The 16134-nt window shown below is 62.3% G+C and carries 13 protein-coding genes and 1 pseudogene; 6 read left to right on the top strand and 8 right to left on the bottom strand.

Going from position 1 to position 16134, the window contains the following annotated elements; translation table 11 throughout:
• Window positions 1-279 precede the first annotated feature (279 nt).
• The 8 genes from ACG873_RS18480 to ACG873_RS18515 all read right to left on the bottom strand — a co-directional run bounded on the left by ACG873_RS18480 (window position 280) and on the right by ACG873_RS18515 (window position 8050).
• Complete coding sequence (locus ACG873_RS18480) at window positions 280-753, bottom strand: hypothetical protein (RefSeq protein ID WP_394886538.1); 474 nt, start codon at window positions 751-753, stop codon at window positions 280-282.
• A 189-nt stretch (window positions 754-942) separates the two neighbouring features.
• Window positions 943-1065, bottom strand: a complete 123-nt coding sequence (locus ACG873_RS18485) for an alpha/beta family hydrolase (RefSeq protein ID WP_394886540.1) — start codon at window positions 1063-1065, stop codon at window positions 943-945.
• 58 nt (window positions 1066-1123) lie between these two features.
• Window positions 1124-2446 (bottom strand): metal-dependent hydrolase family protein, encoded by a 1323-nt coding sequence (locus tag ACG873_RS18490; protein ID WP_394893594.1) that lies wholly within the window; start codon window positions 2444-2446, stop codon window positions 1124-1126.
• Between the two features lie 307 nt (window positions 2447-2753).
• Window positions 2754-3383, bottom strand: coding sequence for an alpha/beta fold hydrolase (locus tag ACG873_RS18495; RefSeq protein WP_394886542.1), 630 nt, complete (start codon window positions 3381-3383; stop codon window positions 2754-2756).
• 97 nt (window positions 3384-3480) lie between these two features.
• Window positions 3481-4410, bottom strand: coding sequence for an IS110 family transposase (locus tag ACG873_RS18500; protein WP_394886544.1), 930 nt, complete (start codon window positions 4408-4410; stop codon window positions 3481-3483).
• 496 nt (window positions 4411-4906) lie between these two features.
• Window positions 4907-6091: a choline ABC transporter ATP-binding protein gene (gene choV, locus ACG873_RS18505; protein ID WP_394886545.1), complete on the bottom strand. Its 1185-nt coding sequence runs from the start codon at window positions 6089-6091 to the stop codon at window positions 4907-4909.
• A complete protein-coding gene (gene choW / locus ACG873_RS18510; RefSeq protein ID WP_394886547.1) occupies window positions 6088-6942 on the bottom strand; it encodes a choline ABC transporter permease subunit in 855 nt (284 codons plus the stop codon). The genes choV and choW overlap by 4 nt, the downstream gene beginning before the upstream one ends.
• Window positions 6943-7102: 160 nt before the next feature.
• Window positions 7103-8050 carry a choline ABC transporter substrate-binding protein gene (locus tag ACG873_RS18515; protein WP_394886549.1) on the bottom strand — a complete coding sequence of 316 codons (948 nt, stop codon included), beginning with the start codon at window positions 8048-8050 and terminating at the stop codon, window positions 7103-7105.
• Window positions 8051-8320: 270 nt separating this feature from the next.
• Here ACG873_RS18515 and ACG873_RS18520 point away from each other — a divergent pair, with 270 nt between their 5' ends.
• From ACG873_RS18520 to ACG873_RS18545, 6 genes and pseudogenes are all read left to right on the top strand, one after another.
• Entirely contained in the window at window positions 8321-9409 is a 1089-nt protein-coding gene (locus ACG873_RS18520; protein ID WP_394886550.1) for a hypothetical protein, read from the top strand.
• Window positions 9410-9551: 142 nt separating this feature from the next.
• Window positions 9552-10697: a hypothetical protein gene (locus ACG873_RS18525; protein WP_394886552.1), complete on the top strand. Its 1146-nt coding sequence runs from the start codon at window positions 9552-9554 to the stop codon at window positions 10695-10697.
• Window positions 10698-10890: 193 nt separating this feature from the next.
• A pseudogene (locus ACG873_RS18530) lies at window positions 10891-12802 on the top strand (AAA family ATPase).
• A 159-nt stretch (window positions 12803-12961) separates the two neighbouring features.
• Entirely contained in the window at window positions 12962-13375 is a 414-nt protein-coding gene (locus tag ACG873_RS18535; RefSeq protein ID WP_394886554.1) for an endonuclease domain-containing protein, read from the top strand.
• 133 nt (window positions 13376-13508) lie between these two features.
• A complete protein-coding gene (locus ACG873_RS18540; protein WP_394886556.1) occupies window positions 13509-14795 on the top strand; it encodes a DUF6638 family protein in 1287 nt (428 codons plus the stop codon).
• A gap of 24 nt (window positions 14796-14819) precedes the next feature.
• Window positions 14820-16001 carry a DUF2333 family protein gene (locus ACG873_RS18545; RefSeq protein ID WP_394886558.1) on the top strand — a complete coding sequence of 394 codons (1182 nt, stop codon included), beginning with the start codon at window positions 14820-14822 and terminating at the stop codon, window positions 15999-16001.
• Window positions 16002-16134 lie beyond the last annotated feature (133 nt).

Here is a 16134-nt window from a genome sequence, read left to right on the forward strand (position 1 = left end):
ACAGGCATATCGGCGAGAGACTTAGTGAAGTCGATTAATTCCTGCATTGTCAGCTCCATGAGTGCGATCGTGTGTTTTTCGATCATTAACCGAAATTTAAGCAGACAAGGCCTTCTATCTCTAGAGACAGTTGGTTGGCAGGTTTGGGTTGATTTGCGGAAAAGGCAAAGAAAAACACAAACTTATAGCTGTCAAAAGAGTTTTTAAAGACTCCTAGAACAGTTCATGAGCGGCTGCCCGCATACTGAAATCCCACGAGAACGGTCGAGTCGTGAGAAATCATTGGATTCGCATGGGCAGCGATAAACATTCTTGATTTAGTAGCGCATCGAGGGTTTCGAAAGCGAATAACCCTCCGATCGGGTTAACCAAATAGAAGGGTCCCGTTTCTTTTTTTGCGGCAAGCGATATGCGATTCTTGCATCCATCCGCCCACTGCACGGTGTATTGCTTATTACTAGCGTTGTGCGAACCAATTCCGATTACCAAGACCATATCGAACGCAAGGCGGCGATAGAACACGGCGAAATTTCGACGCGGCTGGGTTCGATGCATGCAGGTAAGCCGTCGAGCTGCTTCGCCTGACCCTACCTTCACGTTTTGGATTCGATCGTCCTGATCCGGTCCAGATTGCGCAATCGACTTGATCCACATCCAGTCCGCCCTTTCAAAACGTGGCGGCTGCCATATGGGAGGCACTACGACCTCGCTGTTATACTTCTGGGCAAGGGATTCCAAGGTATGAACCGCCATTCCAACTCCTTCGACCGTAATTGAATTTCTAAGTATCCAAGGCTCGACTCCGGTCAAATATAAAAGGTCGAGACTTCAATACAGTCAACGAATTTTCGGCGTAAACTTACAGAACAAAAGATTGTATTTTGTCAATTTCCAAATATTCAATAGCTGTTAGTGGACGTTCGGAACGTCGATACTTGTCATTCAGTTTGTTCCGGAAAACTCCGCCACCCTCTCCACCGCCGCATCGAGATTGCCGCCCGCAGTCGCCCCGGCGCCTTTTCGCGGCTTGAAGTCGTGGTCGCCGTCTGCCGGCCAGAACAGCAAGATCGCATTCGAGTCGACGGCTGCCCTCGCCTGCTCGGCAAGCAGGTTCAGTTATTCCTCACTCGGCCAGCGTGTTCTTGTAGATGCGGCCGTCCTTCATGATGATCTTGAAATTGTTGGCGGGATCGGCCACGAGGTCGATGTTTTCCAGCGGATTGCCTTCGACGAGCAACAGGTCCGCTAGCGCGCCTTGCTCGACTACACCGAGCTTTCCGGGATAGGGGTTGCGTTTGCCGGACAGAGCCAGCAGTTCGGCATTGGTCCCGGTCGCCATGGCGAGCGCTTCGGCAGGCGTGTACCAACGGGCAAGCGAGGCGAGAATAGCCCCCTGCTGTGCCGCCATCGCGCGGGAGAACAGGACATCGGTGCCCCAGGCCGTCTTGATCTTGTACTTCTTCGCGAGTTTGTAAGTCCTATCGATGCCTGGCCACACCTCATCCGCCTTGGCCCGCTCGACCGAACCCTCCCGGAGGCTTGTCCTCATCAATTCATGAAGCGGCTGCAAGCTAAGCCAAATGTCCTTTTCCGCGATCAGCTTGGCGTCCGCCTCGCTCATGAGGAGGCCGTGCTCGATGCACTTCACTCCGGCCGCGATGGACATTTGAACCGCTTCCGACGTGAAGGCGTGCGCGGCGACGTAGGTGCCCCAATTCTCGGCAATTTCGACGGCCGCCCGCAATTCGGGCGCGGTGAAGGTGGTGACGTCGAGCGGGCTGTGGGGCGAAGATACGCCGCCGCCCGCCGTCACCTTCAACAGCACGGCCCCTTGCATGAACTGCTCGCGGGCACGCAAACGCACCTCGTCGGGGCTGTCCACGACGATGCTGCCGCCGTTTATCTCCATGGGGGTGAACAAGCCTGGCTTCCGAGGCAGGTCGCTCATCTGGCGGAAATCCCCATGCCCGCTGGTCACGGTGATCATGGCGCCGGACGGATAGATGCGCGGTCCCGCGATGATGCCCTGATCTATCGCGCGCTTGAGGCCGAACGCCGGCCCGCCCACATCGCGAATGGTGGTGAAGCCGCGCATCAGCGTATCCGTCGCCTCGTCGCCGGCAGCGAGAGTGGCGAAGCCGATGTCGTTCATCGTCTCTGCCGGGCCAGTCGCGATCAGCATCGCATGCCAGTGCGCATCGATCAGCCCCGGCATCAACGTTCGCCCGTTGCCGGCAATGCGCTCGGCGCCTTCGGCCTCGATGGGACCTGTCGAGATCTGCGCGATCACATTGCCTTCGATCAGCACATTCGATGGAGCCGAAAGTGCGACGCCTTTTCCATCGAAGATGCGGACATTCTCGAAAAGCACGTCATCGGCGCTCGCGCTGGCGCAAAGTCCGAGCAGCAGAGCCGCGGCAAGCCATTCTCTGCCTGAGCGAAGCATGATGAAAGCTGCGCGAATAAGAAAGAACACGGCTCCGGCGTAGGACACGGCATGCGCCACGACCTTGACCAAATCCCGCAGTTCGAAAGATTTATCATCCACGGCGCTTCTCCAGCTTCGGGAGGCACGGTACAAGATAAGGTTGTAGCGTTTATCTCCTAGGGTCAAGACGCATTCCACGCCCGGCTTCTTCGGGTTGGAGAGTCGTGGCTGATCCCGTTGCCAAGTGCCGGCCGATGCAAAAGTCTGCCTTTAGGACGAACGGACGTTGCCGACAAAGCGCCGCCTACCGGTCAATTCCTGCCACTCAGTCCCTCGCCGTCCACTCCGCCACCGTCTCCGCCGCCGCGTCGAGATTGCCTTTCGCCGTCGCGCTCGCGCCTTTTCGGGGCTTGAAGTCATGGTCGCCGTCTGCCAGCCAGAAAAACGAGATCGCCGACGACAGGCGGTAGCCTATAACTTCTTCCTTCGTGCCGAACGGGTCGCGCTCGCCCTGGCAGATCAGCGTGGGCGCGGAGAGCTTTTCGAGATGCGCGGTGCGGAGCTTTTCCGGGCTGCCCGGCGGGTGGAACGGGTAGCCCAGGCAGACGAGGCCGGCGATTTTCTCGTCGCGAAAAAGTGCGTCGGCGACCATGCTCGCCACCCGGCCGCCCATCGACTTGCCGCCGATGAAGAGTTTTTTCCCCGGCCCGATTGCTTCGACGGCCGCGCGGTATTCGCCAAGCACGGTTTCCGCGCGCGGCGGCGGTTTTCGTCCCTCGCCCGTGCGCCGCGCTGCCATGTAGGAGAATTCGAAGCGCGCGACGCGGATGTCTTTTGCCGCGAGACGCTCGGCGAAGGCGTTCATCCAGGCCGAATCCATGGGTGCACCCGCGCCATGGGCGAGGAGGATGGTGGTCTTGGCGTCGGCGGGGCCGTTGAAGAGGAAGTTGGGCATGTGGCGGAGGGTGGACCGGGAGGCGGCCGAGTTCAAGCACGACGACCGTTCTGGTCCGATTCTAATTTCTTCTGCGTTACGGCATGGCAACTGTGTTTCAGGCATATGCTTTCTGGTCGCGTTGCATGGCGTTGAGGATGGTGAGGAGCTTTCTGGCTGCGGCGATGACGGCGAGTTTCCTGGAGCCGGAGCGGGCGGCGATGGCGCTGTAGAAGGCCTTGAAGCGCGGCGCAGCGCGGATGGCGCCGAGCGCCGCCATATAGAGCGCCTTGCGCACGCGCGGCCGGCCGCCGCGGATGGGGCGCCGGCCGCGCCGCGTTCCCGAATCGTTGTTGCGCGGCGCCAGCCCGGCCAGGCTGGCGATGGTTTTGGGCGAACGGCCTCCGAGCTCGGGCAAATGGGCGATGAGGGTGAGCGCGGTGACGGGTCCGACGCCGGGGGCCGAGCGCAGGATGGCGAACGTGGCGGCGGTGGCGGCGTCGGCTTCGGCGATGGCGCTTGCGATGACCGCCTCGATGGTCGCGATGCGCTTGGCGAGGCAGGCGACGGCCGCCTCGATGTCGGCGATGACGTCGGGATCGAAGGCTTCGCCGAGATGCCTGGCCTCGCGGGCGCGGGCCTCGACGAGCTGGTCGCGGCGGCGCGCCAAGGCGGCGATGCGCTCGCGCTGGCGGCACGGCGGCTGGTCGGGCGCCGGGGTGAAGCGGCGGCCGTAGTCGGACAGCATGCGGGCGTCGAGCTTGTCGGTCTTAGCCAGAAGCCCGCCGGCCTCGGCGAAGCGGCGGGTCTGGACGGGGTTGCGCCTGGTGCTGGCGATGCCGGCCTCGGCCAGGGCGTGGCGCAACAGCCGGTCGTGGACGCCGGTCGCCTCGAAGACGACGAAATCGCGCCCCGGCGCAAGTCCGGCCGCGAAAGCCTCGATCGGCCCGGCCCGGTTGGCGAGCCGCCGGAAGCTGCGGCTGGACGGATCGAACACGTCGAGCATGTCCTTGCAGATGTCGCAACCGATGTAGTTATGCTGTATCATCACCGTGCCTCTTCCTGTGGTGCGAGGTCTGTGCAGCAGCCTCGTGCAACTGTTCAGGTTGATGGTTTCGAAGCGGGAGGGGAGCCGAGCCATGCCGCGGCCTGTCGGGCAAAACCCGACGACCAGGATTCCCACGGCCTCCTTCCCGCGCTCACCATACGCCAAAACAAACACACAGGATTCCCGACACTCTCCGCTCGTGCTTCGCTCACGAGGTCGGGAATGACGAATTGCATTGTTGACCTCCGCTATCCCAGAGCTGGCGATTTGCGGAAGAGTTAACGTTGATGATCTGCGGAAGCATACCATGAAGTCGTCATTCCCGACCTCGTGAGCGAGGAACGAGCGGAGAGTGTCGGGAATCCATGCCGGAACGCTGAAGAATTGAACACGGCGGCGAAGAATATCGGCAGCACGAACTCTGAGATGCCGGCGCTGCCCCTCATCTGCCTGCCGGAATCTTCTCCCCCGTAGAGTGACGGGGAGAAGGGGGCTGTCATCTCCGCAGCACCGCGCTCAGCACGTCCCGCACGCCGATCGCGCCGACGAAGCGCGAGCTTTCGTCGAACAGCGCCACCGGCGCGGTCTGCGAGCGGTGCATGGCGAGCATGACGGTCTTCAGCGTAGTGCCGGGGCGCGCCCAGAAGACGTGCGGCGCGTCTTCCGGCAGGCGCTCTATGTCGTCGCAGGAGACCCACACCGCCGGCCGGCCGTCGCGCTCGGCCGCAGCCACCAGCCCGTCGGTGTCTATCCTGAAGCGCGTGGTCTGGCGGCGGTCGAGCCAGACCCAGCCGCCCGCGCCCGCGGCTTCCAGGTCGCGGCGGTCGCGCATGACATTCCAGGCGGTGAGCACCGAGAGCGGGTTCACGTTGGCGATGAAGTCGCGGACATAGTCGTTGGCGGGCCGGAGCACGATGTCTTCCGGCGCGCCGGTCTGGACGATGCGGCCGCCCTCCATGATGGTGATGGTGTTGCCGATCTTCAGCGCCTCCTCGAGATCGTGGGAGACGAAGATGATGGTTTTCTTCAGCGTCTTCTGGAGTTGCAGCAGTTCGTCCTGCAGTTTTGTCCGGATCAACGGATCGAGTGCGGAGAACGGCTCGTCCATGAGCAGGATCGGCGCTTCGGTGGCGAAGGCGCGGGCGAGGCCTACGCGCTGCTGCATGCCGCCGGAAAGCTCGTGCGCGTATTTCTTCGCCCACTGGTCGAGGCCGACGAGCTGGAGCTGCTTCAGGACCCGCGCCTTGCGCTCGGCCTCCGGTACGCCGGAAAGCTCCAGCCCGAAGCCGACATTCTCCTCCACCGTGCGCCAGGGCAGGAGGCCGAACTGCTGGAACACCATGGCGACGCGATTCTGGCGGATGTGGCGCAGCGTGGCGGCGTCGCAAGTAGCCATGTCGACCATGCGGTCGCCGTCCTTGACCAGCACATTGCCGCGCGCCGGCACGTTGAGCAGGTTGACCGCGCGCAGCAGGGTGGATTTGCCCGAGCCCGAAAGGCCCATGAGGACGGAAATCTCGCCCTCGTTGACGGTGAGGTTGGCGCCGGCGCAGCCGAGCACCGAGCCGGTCTTTTCCAGGATCTCCTGGCGCGTTGCGGCGCGGTCGATCATCGCCAGCGCCGGCCCCTTGTCGGGGCCGAAGACGATGTCGACATGCTTGAAATCGACGGCGACGGTCATTTGGCGGCTCCCGTGCCGATGCGGCTGATGCGGTCGAGGATGATGGCGAGCACCACGATGGCGAGGCCGGCTTCGAGGCCTAGCGGGATGTTGACCGAGTTCAGCGCGCGCACCACCGGCTTGCCGAGGCCGTTGGCGCCGATGAGCGCTGCGATCACGACCATGGAGAGGCAGAGCATGATGCACTGGGTGAGCCCGGCCATGATGGTGGGGAGTGCTGCCGGCAGCTCGACCTTCCACAGGAGCTGGCGTTTTGTGGCGCCGAATGCCTCGCCGGCCTCGATCATCGGCTTGGGCACCGAGGTGATGCCGAGATAGGTGAGGCGGATCGGCGCGGGCGCTGCGAAGATGACGGTGACGATGAGGCCCGGCGCTATGCCGAGGCCGAACAGGATGAGCACCGGGATCAGGTAGACGAAGGTCGGCATGGTCTGCATCAGGTCGAGGACCGGCTGGATATAGCGATAGCCGCGCTCGTTATGCGCGGCCCAGATGCCGATCGGCACGCCGATGGCCATGGAGGCGGCCGCAGCCGCGACGACCAGCACCAGCGTCTCGACGGTTTCCTGCCAGAGATCCTGGTTGACGATGAAGAGCAGGCCGATGGCGACGCCGGTCGCCAGCTTCCACGAGCGCTGCAGGTAGAAAGCAAGCCCCGCGATGGCCGCGACGAGAAGGACCGGCGGGATGATGAGCAGGAAATCGACGAGCCCGTCGAGCACGACGGTGAGGCCGTCGGCGATACTGTCGAAGAACCACTCGAAATTGGTGGTCAGGAAATCGAAGAATGTCTTGCCCCACTGCCCGATCGGGATCTTGAAGCTGGCGATAAAGTCGGAGATCGGATCCATGCACCCTCTCAATTCGGAGACGGTTGCGCCGCCCCTCACCCTTACCCTCTCCCCGTGATCCTTCGACAAGCTCAGGACGGGGAGAGGGGATCGTCAACGTCGCATAATTCCGTTCACCGTATGCAAACGGAAGAGAGTTGCGACAGGGCCGTCAGAGACCTCAGCTTCCCAACGCTTCCTTGACCGCCGCCGCAGCGTCGCCACCGTCGATGGTTGTCACGCCGGCAAGCCAGGGCGTAACCGCGTCCGGATGGGCCTTCAGCCATGCGGTGGCGGCTTCCTTGGGGTCGGCGCCGTCATTGAGGATCGCGCCCATGATCTCGTTTTCCATCTGCAGCGAAAAGACCATGTTCTTGAGCAGCGCGCCGATATTCGGGCATTCGGTTGTGTAGCCGGCGCGCACGTTGGTGTGGACTGTGGCGCCGCCGAAATTCGGGCCGAACACCTCATCGCCGCCCGAGAGATAGGCCATCTTGATGTTGGCGTTCATCGGATGCGGCTCCCAGCCGAGGAACACAACGTCCTCGCCCGATCCAGCCGCCTTCTGCACCGCCGACAGCATGCCGGCTTCCGAGCTTTCGACGAGCTCGAAATCCTTGAGCCCGAACTTGTCGGCGGCGATCATGTCGAGGATCAACCGGTTGCCGTCATTGCCGGCCTCGATGCCATAGATCTTGTTGTCGAGCTTGTCCTTGAACTTGGCGATGTCGGCGAAATCCTTGAGGCCGGCGTCGTAGGTGTGCTGCGGCACGGCGAGCGTGTATTTCGCGCCTTCGAGATTGGTGACCAGGGTCTCGACCGACTTGTCTTCCAGGTAGGGCTTTATGTCGGCTTCCATGGTCGGCATCCAGTTACCGAGGAAGACGTCGACATCCTTGTTCTTGAGCGAGGTGTAGGTGACCGGCACCGACAGAACCTGCACGTCCGGCTCGTAGCCGAGCGCTTCGAGGATGACCGAGGCCGTCGCCGTGGTGGCGGTGATGTCGGTCCAGCCGACATCGGCAAAACGCACCGGCTTGCAGGTTTCCGGGTCGGCGGCGAAGGCGGCGCCGGCCGAAAGAAATGCCGCCAGACCGAGGCCGGCGGCGAATGTTTTCATACGCGACATTGATATTCTCCCATTGTGTTCTGTCGGCAAAGCAAAATGCGGCTTTTCATCCGCCTCTTTGCGGCCAGCCAAACACCATTTTGGCGCGGTTTCAAGCGCGATGACGGAGCGAGCCGCGCCTTGCGCTTTCCCGTGGGCGACAAAGCTCCGGTTTGCCGGCGGGCCGGTGACGCCGGATTCGCGCGGCGGCGCGTTTCTTCCGTCTTTCAATCGCCTTGCGTGCTGCCTATATTCGCCCGACGATCTGAAGCCGAGGCTGGAGGGACCACTATGGCGACACTGCAGAATTTCGATGCCGAGATTGCCAAGACAAAGCAGGTCGTGGAGGAGATGCGCTCCAAGATCGACCAGTCGGCCGTGGTACTGGAAAAGTTCGCCAAGACCGACCAGAAGATCGGCGCCGCCGATTTTGACATCGAGAACGCCCGCATCCAGGACGTGCTGAACCAGCAGAAGGTCATGGAAGGCAACATCGCCGACCTGATCATCGGTCTCGAAGACGCCACCAATGTTTTCGGCGCCGAATTCGAGAACATGAAGAGCTTTACCGGCTGGGAAAGCTTCGTCGGCATCTTCTCCGATGAATCGAAACAGCGCATGCGCACCGACCGCGTGCGCAACATGTCGCTGGCCGGCAACCTGCAGGAACTGCTGTCGAAGTCCGACACCATCGTCGGCATCCTGAAGGCGCAGAAGCAGGTTCTCGACGCGCGCTACAAGACCTCCGAGACGAGCCTCGCCCAGGTGATCGAACGCCGCAAGACGACGATGTCGAATCTCGAAGCGGTGCAGAAGCGCATCGAGGAGCTGAACCCGATGTTGCTCGACGTCGAAAACCGCATCGCCGCCTCGACCAGCCAGAAGGACCGCACCGACCTGGAATCGGAGCGCTCCAAGCTCGCCACGGAATACAACGAGAAGCAGGCGAAGGAGCAGGAAATACTGGCCGAAAGCCAGACGCTGGAGCGCTACACTTCGATGTTCCAGACCTTCGTGGATTCGCTGAACAACCAGATCGCGGCGCAGAATACGCTGATCAACAAGCTGACCATCGATACCGAGCAGCGCATCGTGCTCTACAAGGCGCTGGAGGATAGTTTGAAGACCGCGGCGCAGCAGGACGTCGCCCACAAGATCAACACGCTGGGCAGCCAGGTCGACAACACCGCCGAGCAGACCATGGCCGGCATCGGCGCGGCGGCGCAGAAGCACATCGGCGACCTGCTCGAACTGCACGAGAAGAACATGGTGGCGACCGCGGATATTCAGCGGCGGAAGAAGCTTGCTGATGACGCATTTGCCCGGCGCTTCGAGGAGGTGCTGAGAAAGCACAACGCTTCGGATTATGTGCAGTCTTAGATCGCAGCGATTGTGACAGCAGCGCCGTCGATGGGCTCCGTTCGATCCCGCCCCTCACCCTTACCCTCTCCCCGTAAGGACGGGGAGAGGGGGCGTCAGCGTCGCCGCTTATCCCTTCTTCCCGTACTTCACGGGGCGCCCGATGACCTCCCACGCCGACCCCGCCGCCCGCTATTTCGAGGCCATTCGCGCCGCGCTGACCGGTCTCGAAATCTTCATGCGCGACGACCGCTCGCCGCTCTACCGGCACGGCATCGTCGCCAAGATCGTCGCGGAATACATTGCGCGGCTCGAAAAATCCTTCGCCTGCTGGGAAAACCGGCTGGGCTTCATGGAAAAATTCAGGATCTCGCGCGCCGAAAGCGGCTTTCCGGTCTACCAGAACATACTGGAACTGGAGAACGACCGCCGCACGGCGGCGCAGCGCCTGGCCGGCATACCCGAACCCGGCGAGCTGCGCGTCGAGATGGCCGACTTCATCCTGCGCCACAAGGAATTTCCGTCAGCCCTCCAGAAATCGATGGCCGAGCGGCTTTACCTGGAAGACGTGAAGGACGGCGTCGTGTTCGGGCCGTTCATGCTGGCGCAGACGGCAAAGGTTTCCGTCAACCCGAAAACCTTCCGGCCGTATTATCTCGCGCATTGGGCGACGTTCGACGGCACCGCAAACCTGCCGCTGATCTACATGGCCACGATCGAGGATTCATCCGAGGCGATGGTCGAGCAGCTGGTCGGCGAAGACGGCAAGCTCAGGGAAAAAGTGGAAATCCCCCTGCCCGTCGACGGGCTGCTCAATCCCGAGCTTGCCCACCGCTTCGACGATTTCACCGAGAAGAACTCGGCCTATACGCTGTCGCCGGCGACGATCGCTTCCAATCTCGACAAGGATTTCCCCGAGCTGCATCCCAAGCAGCTCAGGCGCGTCGTGCTCGGCCCGTTCTATTCAGCCGGCATCACGGAGCACAATTCGGCGGTGGCCGACGTGCTGTCGAAGGTGCGCAAGCCGGAGAACGCCTGGCTGCTGACCTGGACCATCCAGGAAATCTATTCGAAGGGCGAGCGCCCGGGCCGCAAGGGCCTGTGGTCGAGCGAGCCGGCCACCGAGGAATTCCACATCAACACCGACGACCTCGAAGCCGCCCGCCAGGGCGTGTCGAGCTACGAGAAGCACGCGCTTGTGCCGCACGAGGCCTATCAGGCGCTCTACGCCGCGGGCGAGGCGCAGAAGATATTCCTCGGCTACAAGGTTCATATCCTGTCCAAGGGCCGGGTGATCTCGGATGTGTGAGTTTTTGCGGCCACGTCGGCGCTGCCCCTCACCCTTACCCTCTCCCCGTGAAAAACGGGGAGAGGGGGACACCAGCGTTGCAGCCAAGCGTCAGCGTCGGAGATTAGCGCCGGCGATGACGACCCCTCTCCCGTTCTTGCGGGGAGAGGGTAAGGGTGAGGGGCGGCGCGACCAATCAGACTAGGGGCATTTCATGGACACCGGCCTGACCACTATCCCCGAAGCCGACATCGAGAAGCATCGCGCGACCGCGCAGTCGATGATCACGCGCATCGTTGTGCTGGAGGATTCGAGCGGGCAATCCGGCGCCGCGCTCGCCGGAACCGGGCGGCGCTTCGTTTCGACCGTCTCGACCGGGTCGGTGCGCAAGACGCGCGAGATCGAGCTGTCGAAGACCGTCGCGGCGATCCGGCCCGACGACCAGTTGATGACGATCGGGCAGCACGCCCTGCTTTATCGCGCGCGGCGCGGCCTGTCGGTGGCGCTCGCCATTGGAGATGTCTTTGCCCGAAGCAACGATCTCGAAAGCCTGCAGGCGAAGAACACACGCGCCCCGCTCGAAGGCGATGAGGCCGCGCATTTCAAGAAGCTGCTGTCGGCATCGGCTTACGTTTCGGCGTTCAGCTTCGCCTCCTACCTGGCGCAGCTGATCGACGGCGACGGCGAGCCGCCCAACGACATCAAGGAGCCGGACTTCCTGTTCGACACGCCGCAGGACGCGCTGAAATCGCTGGTCGCCGGCCTTGACCGGGCGATCACAGGCGCAAAGGACGACGCCGACCTGACGACGCGCGCCCGCGCCTTCGCCCGCATCGCGATCGAGGGGCTTTTGACGCGCAAGAGCCGCTTCGACGGGCTCGGCGCGTTCGAGGACGCGCATATCCGCATCGAAGCCGACGATTTCACCGTGGACGGCTTCGATGTCGCCCCGGGCAAGAAGTCGAAACCGCTGGTGATGACCTTCAAGAAGCCCGAGGAGGTCGTCGGCAACCACATAGCCAAATACCAGGCTGTGAAGCTGGCCAAGATGCTGATGGCCTATGATTTCGACCGCGAGATGAACCCCTTCGTCGAGCTCGGCGGCTTCCTGTTCACCTTCATCGGCGACGGCGCGCCGGGCACCGGCAAGACCACGCTGATCCAGATGATCGCAGGGCTGGTGCATGGCTATTGCCAGGTCGCCGGCTATCCCTTTGCCTACGAGAATTTCGGCGTCGATCAGATTTCCTCCTATCAGGGCAAATCCGGCCAGAGCTGCAAGCAGTTCATCAACAACGTGCTGAACCCGCGCGCCATCGGCTTCGGCACGATCGACGACATCGACCAGGTCGCGGCAAAACGCTCCGACGACCGGGCCTCGGCCGGCCAGCAGGAAATCACCGGCGTGTTGATGGAGAGTTTTGGCGGCGCCTCGACGGTCGTGCGCGGCAATTGCTCGTTCGGCATGTTTTCCAACTATCCCGAAAACGTCGACGACGCGCTGCGCCAACGCGCCGGCGCGCGCTGGCTGGTGGATGGGCCGCAGACGCGCGAGGACTACATCGACATTTTTGTCCTGCTCGCCGGCAAGAACCACAAGATCGACCTCGGCGACCACGATCTCTACGCCGCGCAGGAGATCCAGCGCGCCGTGGAAGACGCCTATGAGGCTCATTCCAAGCCGCAGGAGGACGGGCTGGCAAAGGTCCATGACCGCTTCGTGAAGGAGCATGGCGAGCCGAAGACCATGGCTGACGTCGGGACTTACCTGCACATGATCAAGGAGGCCGAGCCGCGCTTCACCGGCCGCGCGATCAAGAACGTCACCGACGCGATCAAGATGCGCGCCATGGACATCGAGCTTCCCGACGAATGGTTCGAGAAGCCCGAAGCCTTCATGCACAAAGGCTATGACGAAAAGAAAGCCATGATCGAGGAACTGCGCGGTCCGTTCTCGATGGACATGGTCATGCAGGAGATCAACCGCTACGCGGATTCTGGAATTCCGCTATTCGGATCGCTCGGACGATGCGGCGGTGGGCAAGATGTTGCGCGACGCGAGGTTGAGGGAACGGGCGGCAAGGGAGATGGAGGAGCTGAAGGCGAAGGGGATGTGGAATGCTTAGGTTCGGATCTTGCCCCTCACCCTTACCCTCTCCCCGTGAAGGACGGGGAGAGGGGGACATCGACGTTACTGCCAACCATTTGCGTCGAAGACTAGCCCCGCCGACGACGCCCCCTCTCCCCGTCCTTACGGGGAGAGGGTAAGGGTGAGGGGCGGCGCCATGCGTGGACCGGATGAACGTACAACCCGTCGCGCGCGGTTGCTTCGCAAGGCGGACAATGATGTGGAAAGGGCGCTGTGGTCGGCCCTTAACAACCGCCAACTGAACGACGCAAAGTTCACCCGCCAGCTTGCCATAGGACCTTATTTCGCCGATTTCGCCTGCCGCAAAGAGCGGCTGGTGATCGAGTTGGACGGCAGCCAGCACGTCGAAAGCGTCTATGATCGCAAGCGCGATCAATTCATGGTGGATGAGGGCTGGTCTGTGCTGCGTTTCTGGAATGTGGACGCGCTGCTGGAGTGTGACGCGGTAGTTGATACGATCCTCGCCGCGCTTGAGCGTCGGCTCGACCCTGTCGAAGCGCCGGATTTGCGGTTCACGGCAGCAGCGAGCTATCGGGAGATCATCAATTGAAGGTCGGCGCTGCCCCTCACCCTTACCCTCTCCCCGTGAAAAACGGGGAGAGGGGGGCGTCCACGTTGATGCCTCTGTTACCCCATCCTGAGCTTGTCGAAGGATCCCGGGAAGAGAGTAGGAGGTATTTCTGATGGAACTCCTGCGCGCCAACGAACTGATCTACGGGCGGCTGCTGCCGGTCGAGGAGCCGCATCTGATCGAGCGCTACAACAAGGCACTGAAGGCGTTCGGGCTCAAGCCGACCAAGCTCGAGAAATTCGACATCGACCGCACCGGCTTCTCGCCGCAGATCGCCGAGGAGTTGGGCGATCCGCTCTATCTGGACCCCAACGAGGTCAACCGCCGCTTCATCATCCTGACCCCGGCGCAGGCCGATCTGCCGGTGGTGCACACGGCGTTCTCCAACACCTCGCAGTTGGTCTACGAGTTCTTTTCGAAGAATTCGCGCGCCATCGACGCGCTGACGATCAAGGACGTGATCTACGGAGAGATTGAGGATTCGGTTTCCAAGGTCGAGGACATCGAGGACCTGATCTCCATCAACCAGGTCGAGTTCCGGGTTCTGTCGGCGGAAGATGTGCTGGGAAAGGCGTCCGAGCTGGCGACGCTGGTCGACCGGTTGAAGCAGGAACCGAACGCCTGGCGCGACAACAAGATGCTGGAGCGGATGGTGGAGCTCGCCAAGGTGACCGGCGACATCCGCGAGAATGCGCTGGTGCCGGATCAGGTGATCTTCCGCCACAACGCCTTCTGGACCAGCCATTTCGGCGGGCTCTACGTGTTCATCGACAAGGACATGACGACGGTGATCAGCGATCCGGGAGCCCCCGGCTTCCGCCGCTCGCGGCCGTGGCAGGTGAGCTATCTGTCGATCCGCGACGCCGACCGCGTGTTCCGTTTTCTCGCGTCCACCGGACGTATCGAGCTGCCGCGCGCCTCGTGGATCGAGACCTCGAACTACCTCGAGCACCGCGCAGAGATGGCGATCGGCGCGCTGATCCGAGACAACGAGCCGGATGTCGACCCCGGCAAGTTCGACCGGGTATGGCTGCAGACCTGGATCCACGGCCACGCCGAGCTGATCAACAAGGACGGCACCTTCCCCTTCCTCAACGCCGCCAAGCGCGAGATCGCGCAGCTTGGCCATCTGAAGATCGACGAGGTTTTCCCGCAGCACCGCTTCCTCGTCACGCGCGGCAAGCCGGACCACCCCGACGCCTGGCTGACCAACCGGCTGATCTCGGATTTCGTGCCGTCCGATTTCGTCTCGCGCTACGTGTTCAACAAGCAGGGCTTCTACAAGGACTATGAGGGCTTCGGCGAGGCCTGGCGGCGGCATGTTGTGAACACGCTGAAAACCACATATCTGAAGGACAAGGAGGCGTTCCGGGCGCGCCTCTACGGCCTGACCGACTAGAATGCGTCAATCGAGGGGTAGACGATGCTTGATCCGATCGTGAATTTCTTCACCCGGATTTTCCAGTGGATCGGACGCGGCATCGGGCTGGTCATCGGCGTCATCCTATGGCCGTTCCTGTGGGCCGGCCGCTGGTACACGCATCGCGGCTGGATACTGAAGGCAGTGGTGGGCGTCGCCGTTCTCGGTCTCATCGCCCTCTATGGCTATTTCGTCTGGAACACGCAGGTCTGGACCAATTTTAATCCCGCCTACGCAGAGGCTTACAACTTTACCGCACCCGCCGGCACTGCGCCGGCGCAGCCCGCACCCGCCGGCACTGCGCCGGCGCAGCCCGCACCTGCCGCCCCTGCCACCGGTGAGGCTGCCGGCGGAGTCGAGGGCGAGGTCAAGACATGCACCACCTCGGCCATCACGCAGGTTGCCGCCGACCTCATAGACTTCAACGTCAACGAGAATGCGTGGATCTCGTCAATGATCCTCTACAAGGCGGGCTTCTTCGGCATCGACTGGGATCACACGCCGTTCCTCGACAACAAGGCCTCGTTCCAGCGCGGGGTCAACCAGGCGATCCGCCGGACTTCGGTCGAGCTGGTTGACACGCTCGGACGCGTGCGCGGGACCAGCCAGATCGACCAGAACCTGCAGGACGCGCGCGGCGCGATCACCTTCGACGAGGAGACCTGGTATTTCGGCCTTCGCCCCTTCGGGCCGAAGACCCCGACGCCGAGCTTCTACCGCACCGCCGCAAACTCGCTTCGCGCCTTCAACGACCGGCTGCAGAAATGCGAGGTGGTCTTCAATGCCCGGGCCGACAATCTGATGCAGTTCGTCGACCGCATCGCGAGCGACATCGGCTCCACCTCCGACATGATCCGGGACCGCTCGCAGAACTACAACAGCGGCTGGTTCGACACGCGGGCCGACGACCGGTTCTGGTTCGCCTACGGCCAGCTCTACGGCTACTACGGCATCCTCACGGCCGCTCACCACGACTTCAAGCAGGTCATCGACTCACGCGGGCTAGGCCCGCTGTGGAGCAATGTCGAAAGCCAGATCAAGGCCGCGCTAAGGATCCAGCCGTTCATCATCTCCAACGGCCGCGAGGATGGCTGGATCATGCCGACCCATCTCACCACAATGGGCTTTTACGTGCTCAGGGTGCGGTCGAACCTCGTCGAAGTCAGGTCGGTGCTGGATCGGTGAGGAATGAGCGAATAGGGAGTAGCGAGTAGCGAATAGGGAACTACCCTAGCACCGAGGCCGCCGCCTCGCTGCACTTGCTATTCGCTATTCGCTACTCCCTATTCGCTCAAAGCCCTGTCGCAATCCGTGCATT

The sequence above is a fragment of the Allomesorhizobium aridi genome (genome assembly GCF_043769475.1).
GTDB lineage: Bacteria > Pseudomonadota > Alphaproteobacteria > Rhizobiales > Rhizobiaceae > Allomesorhizobium.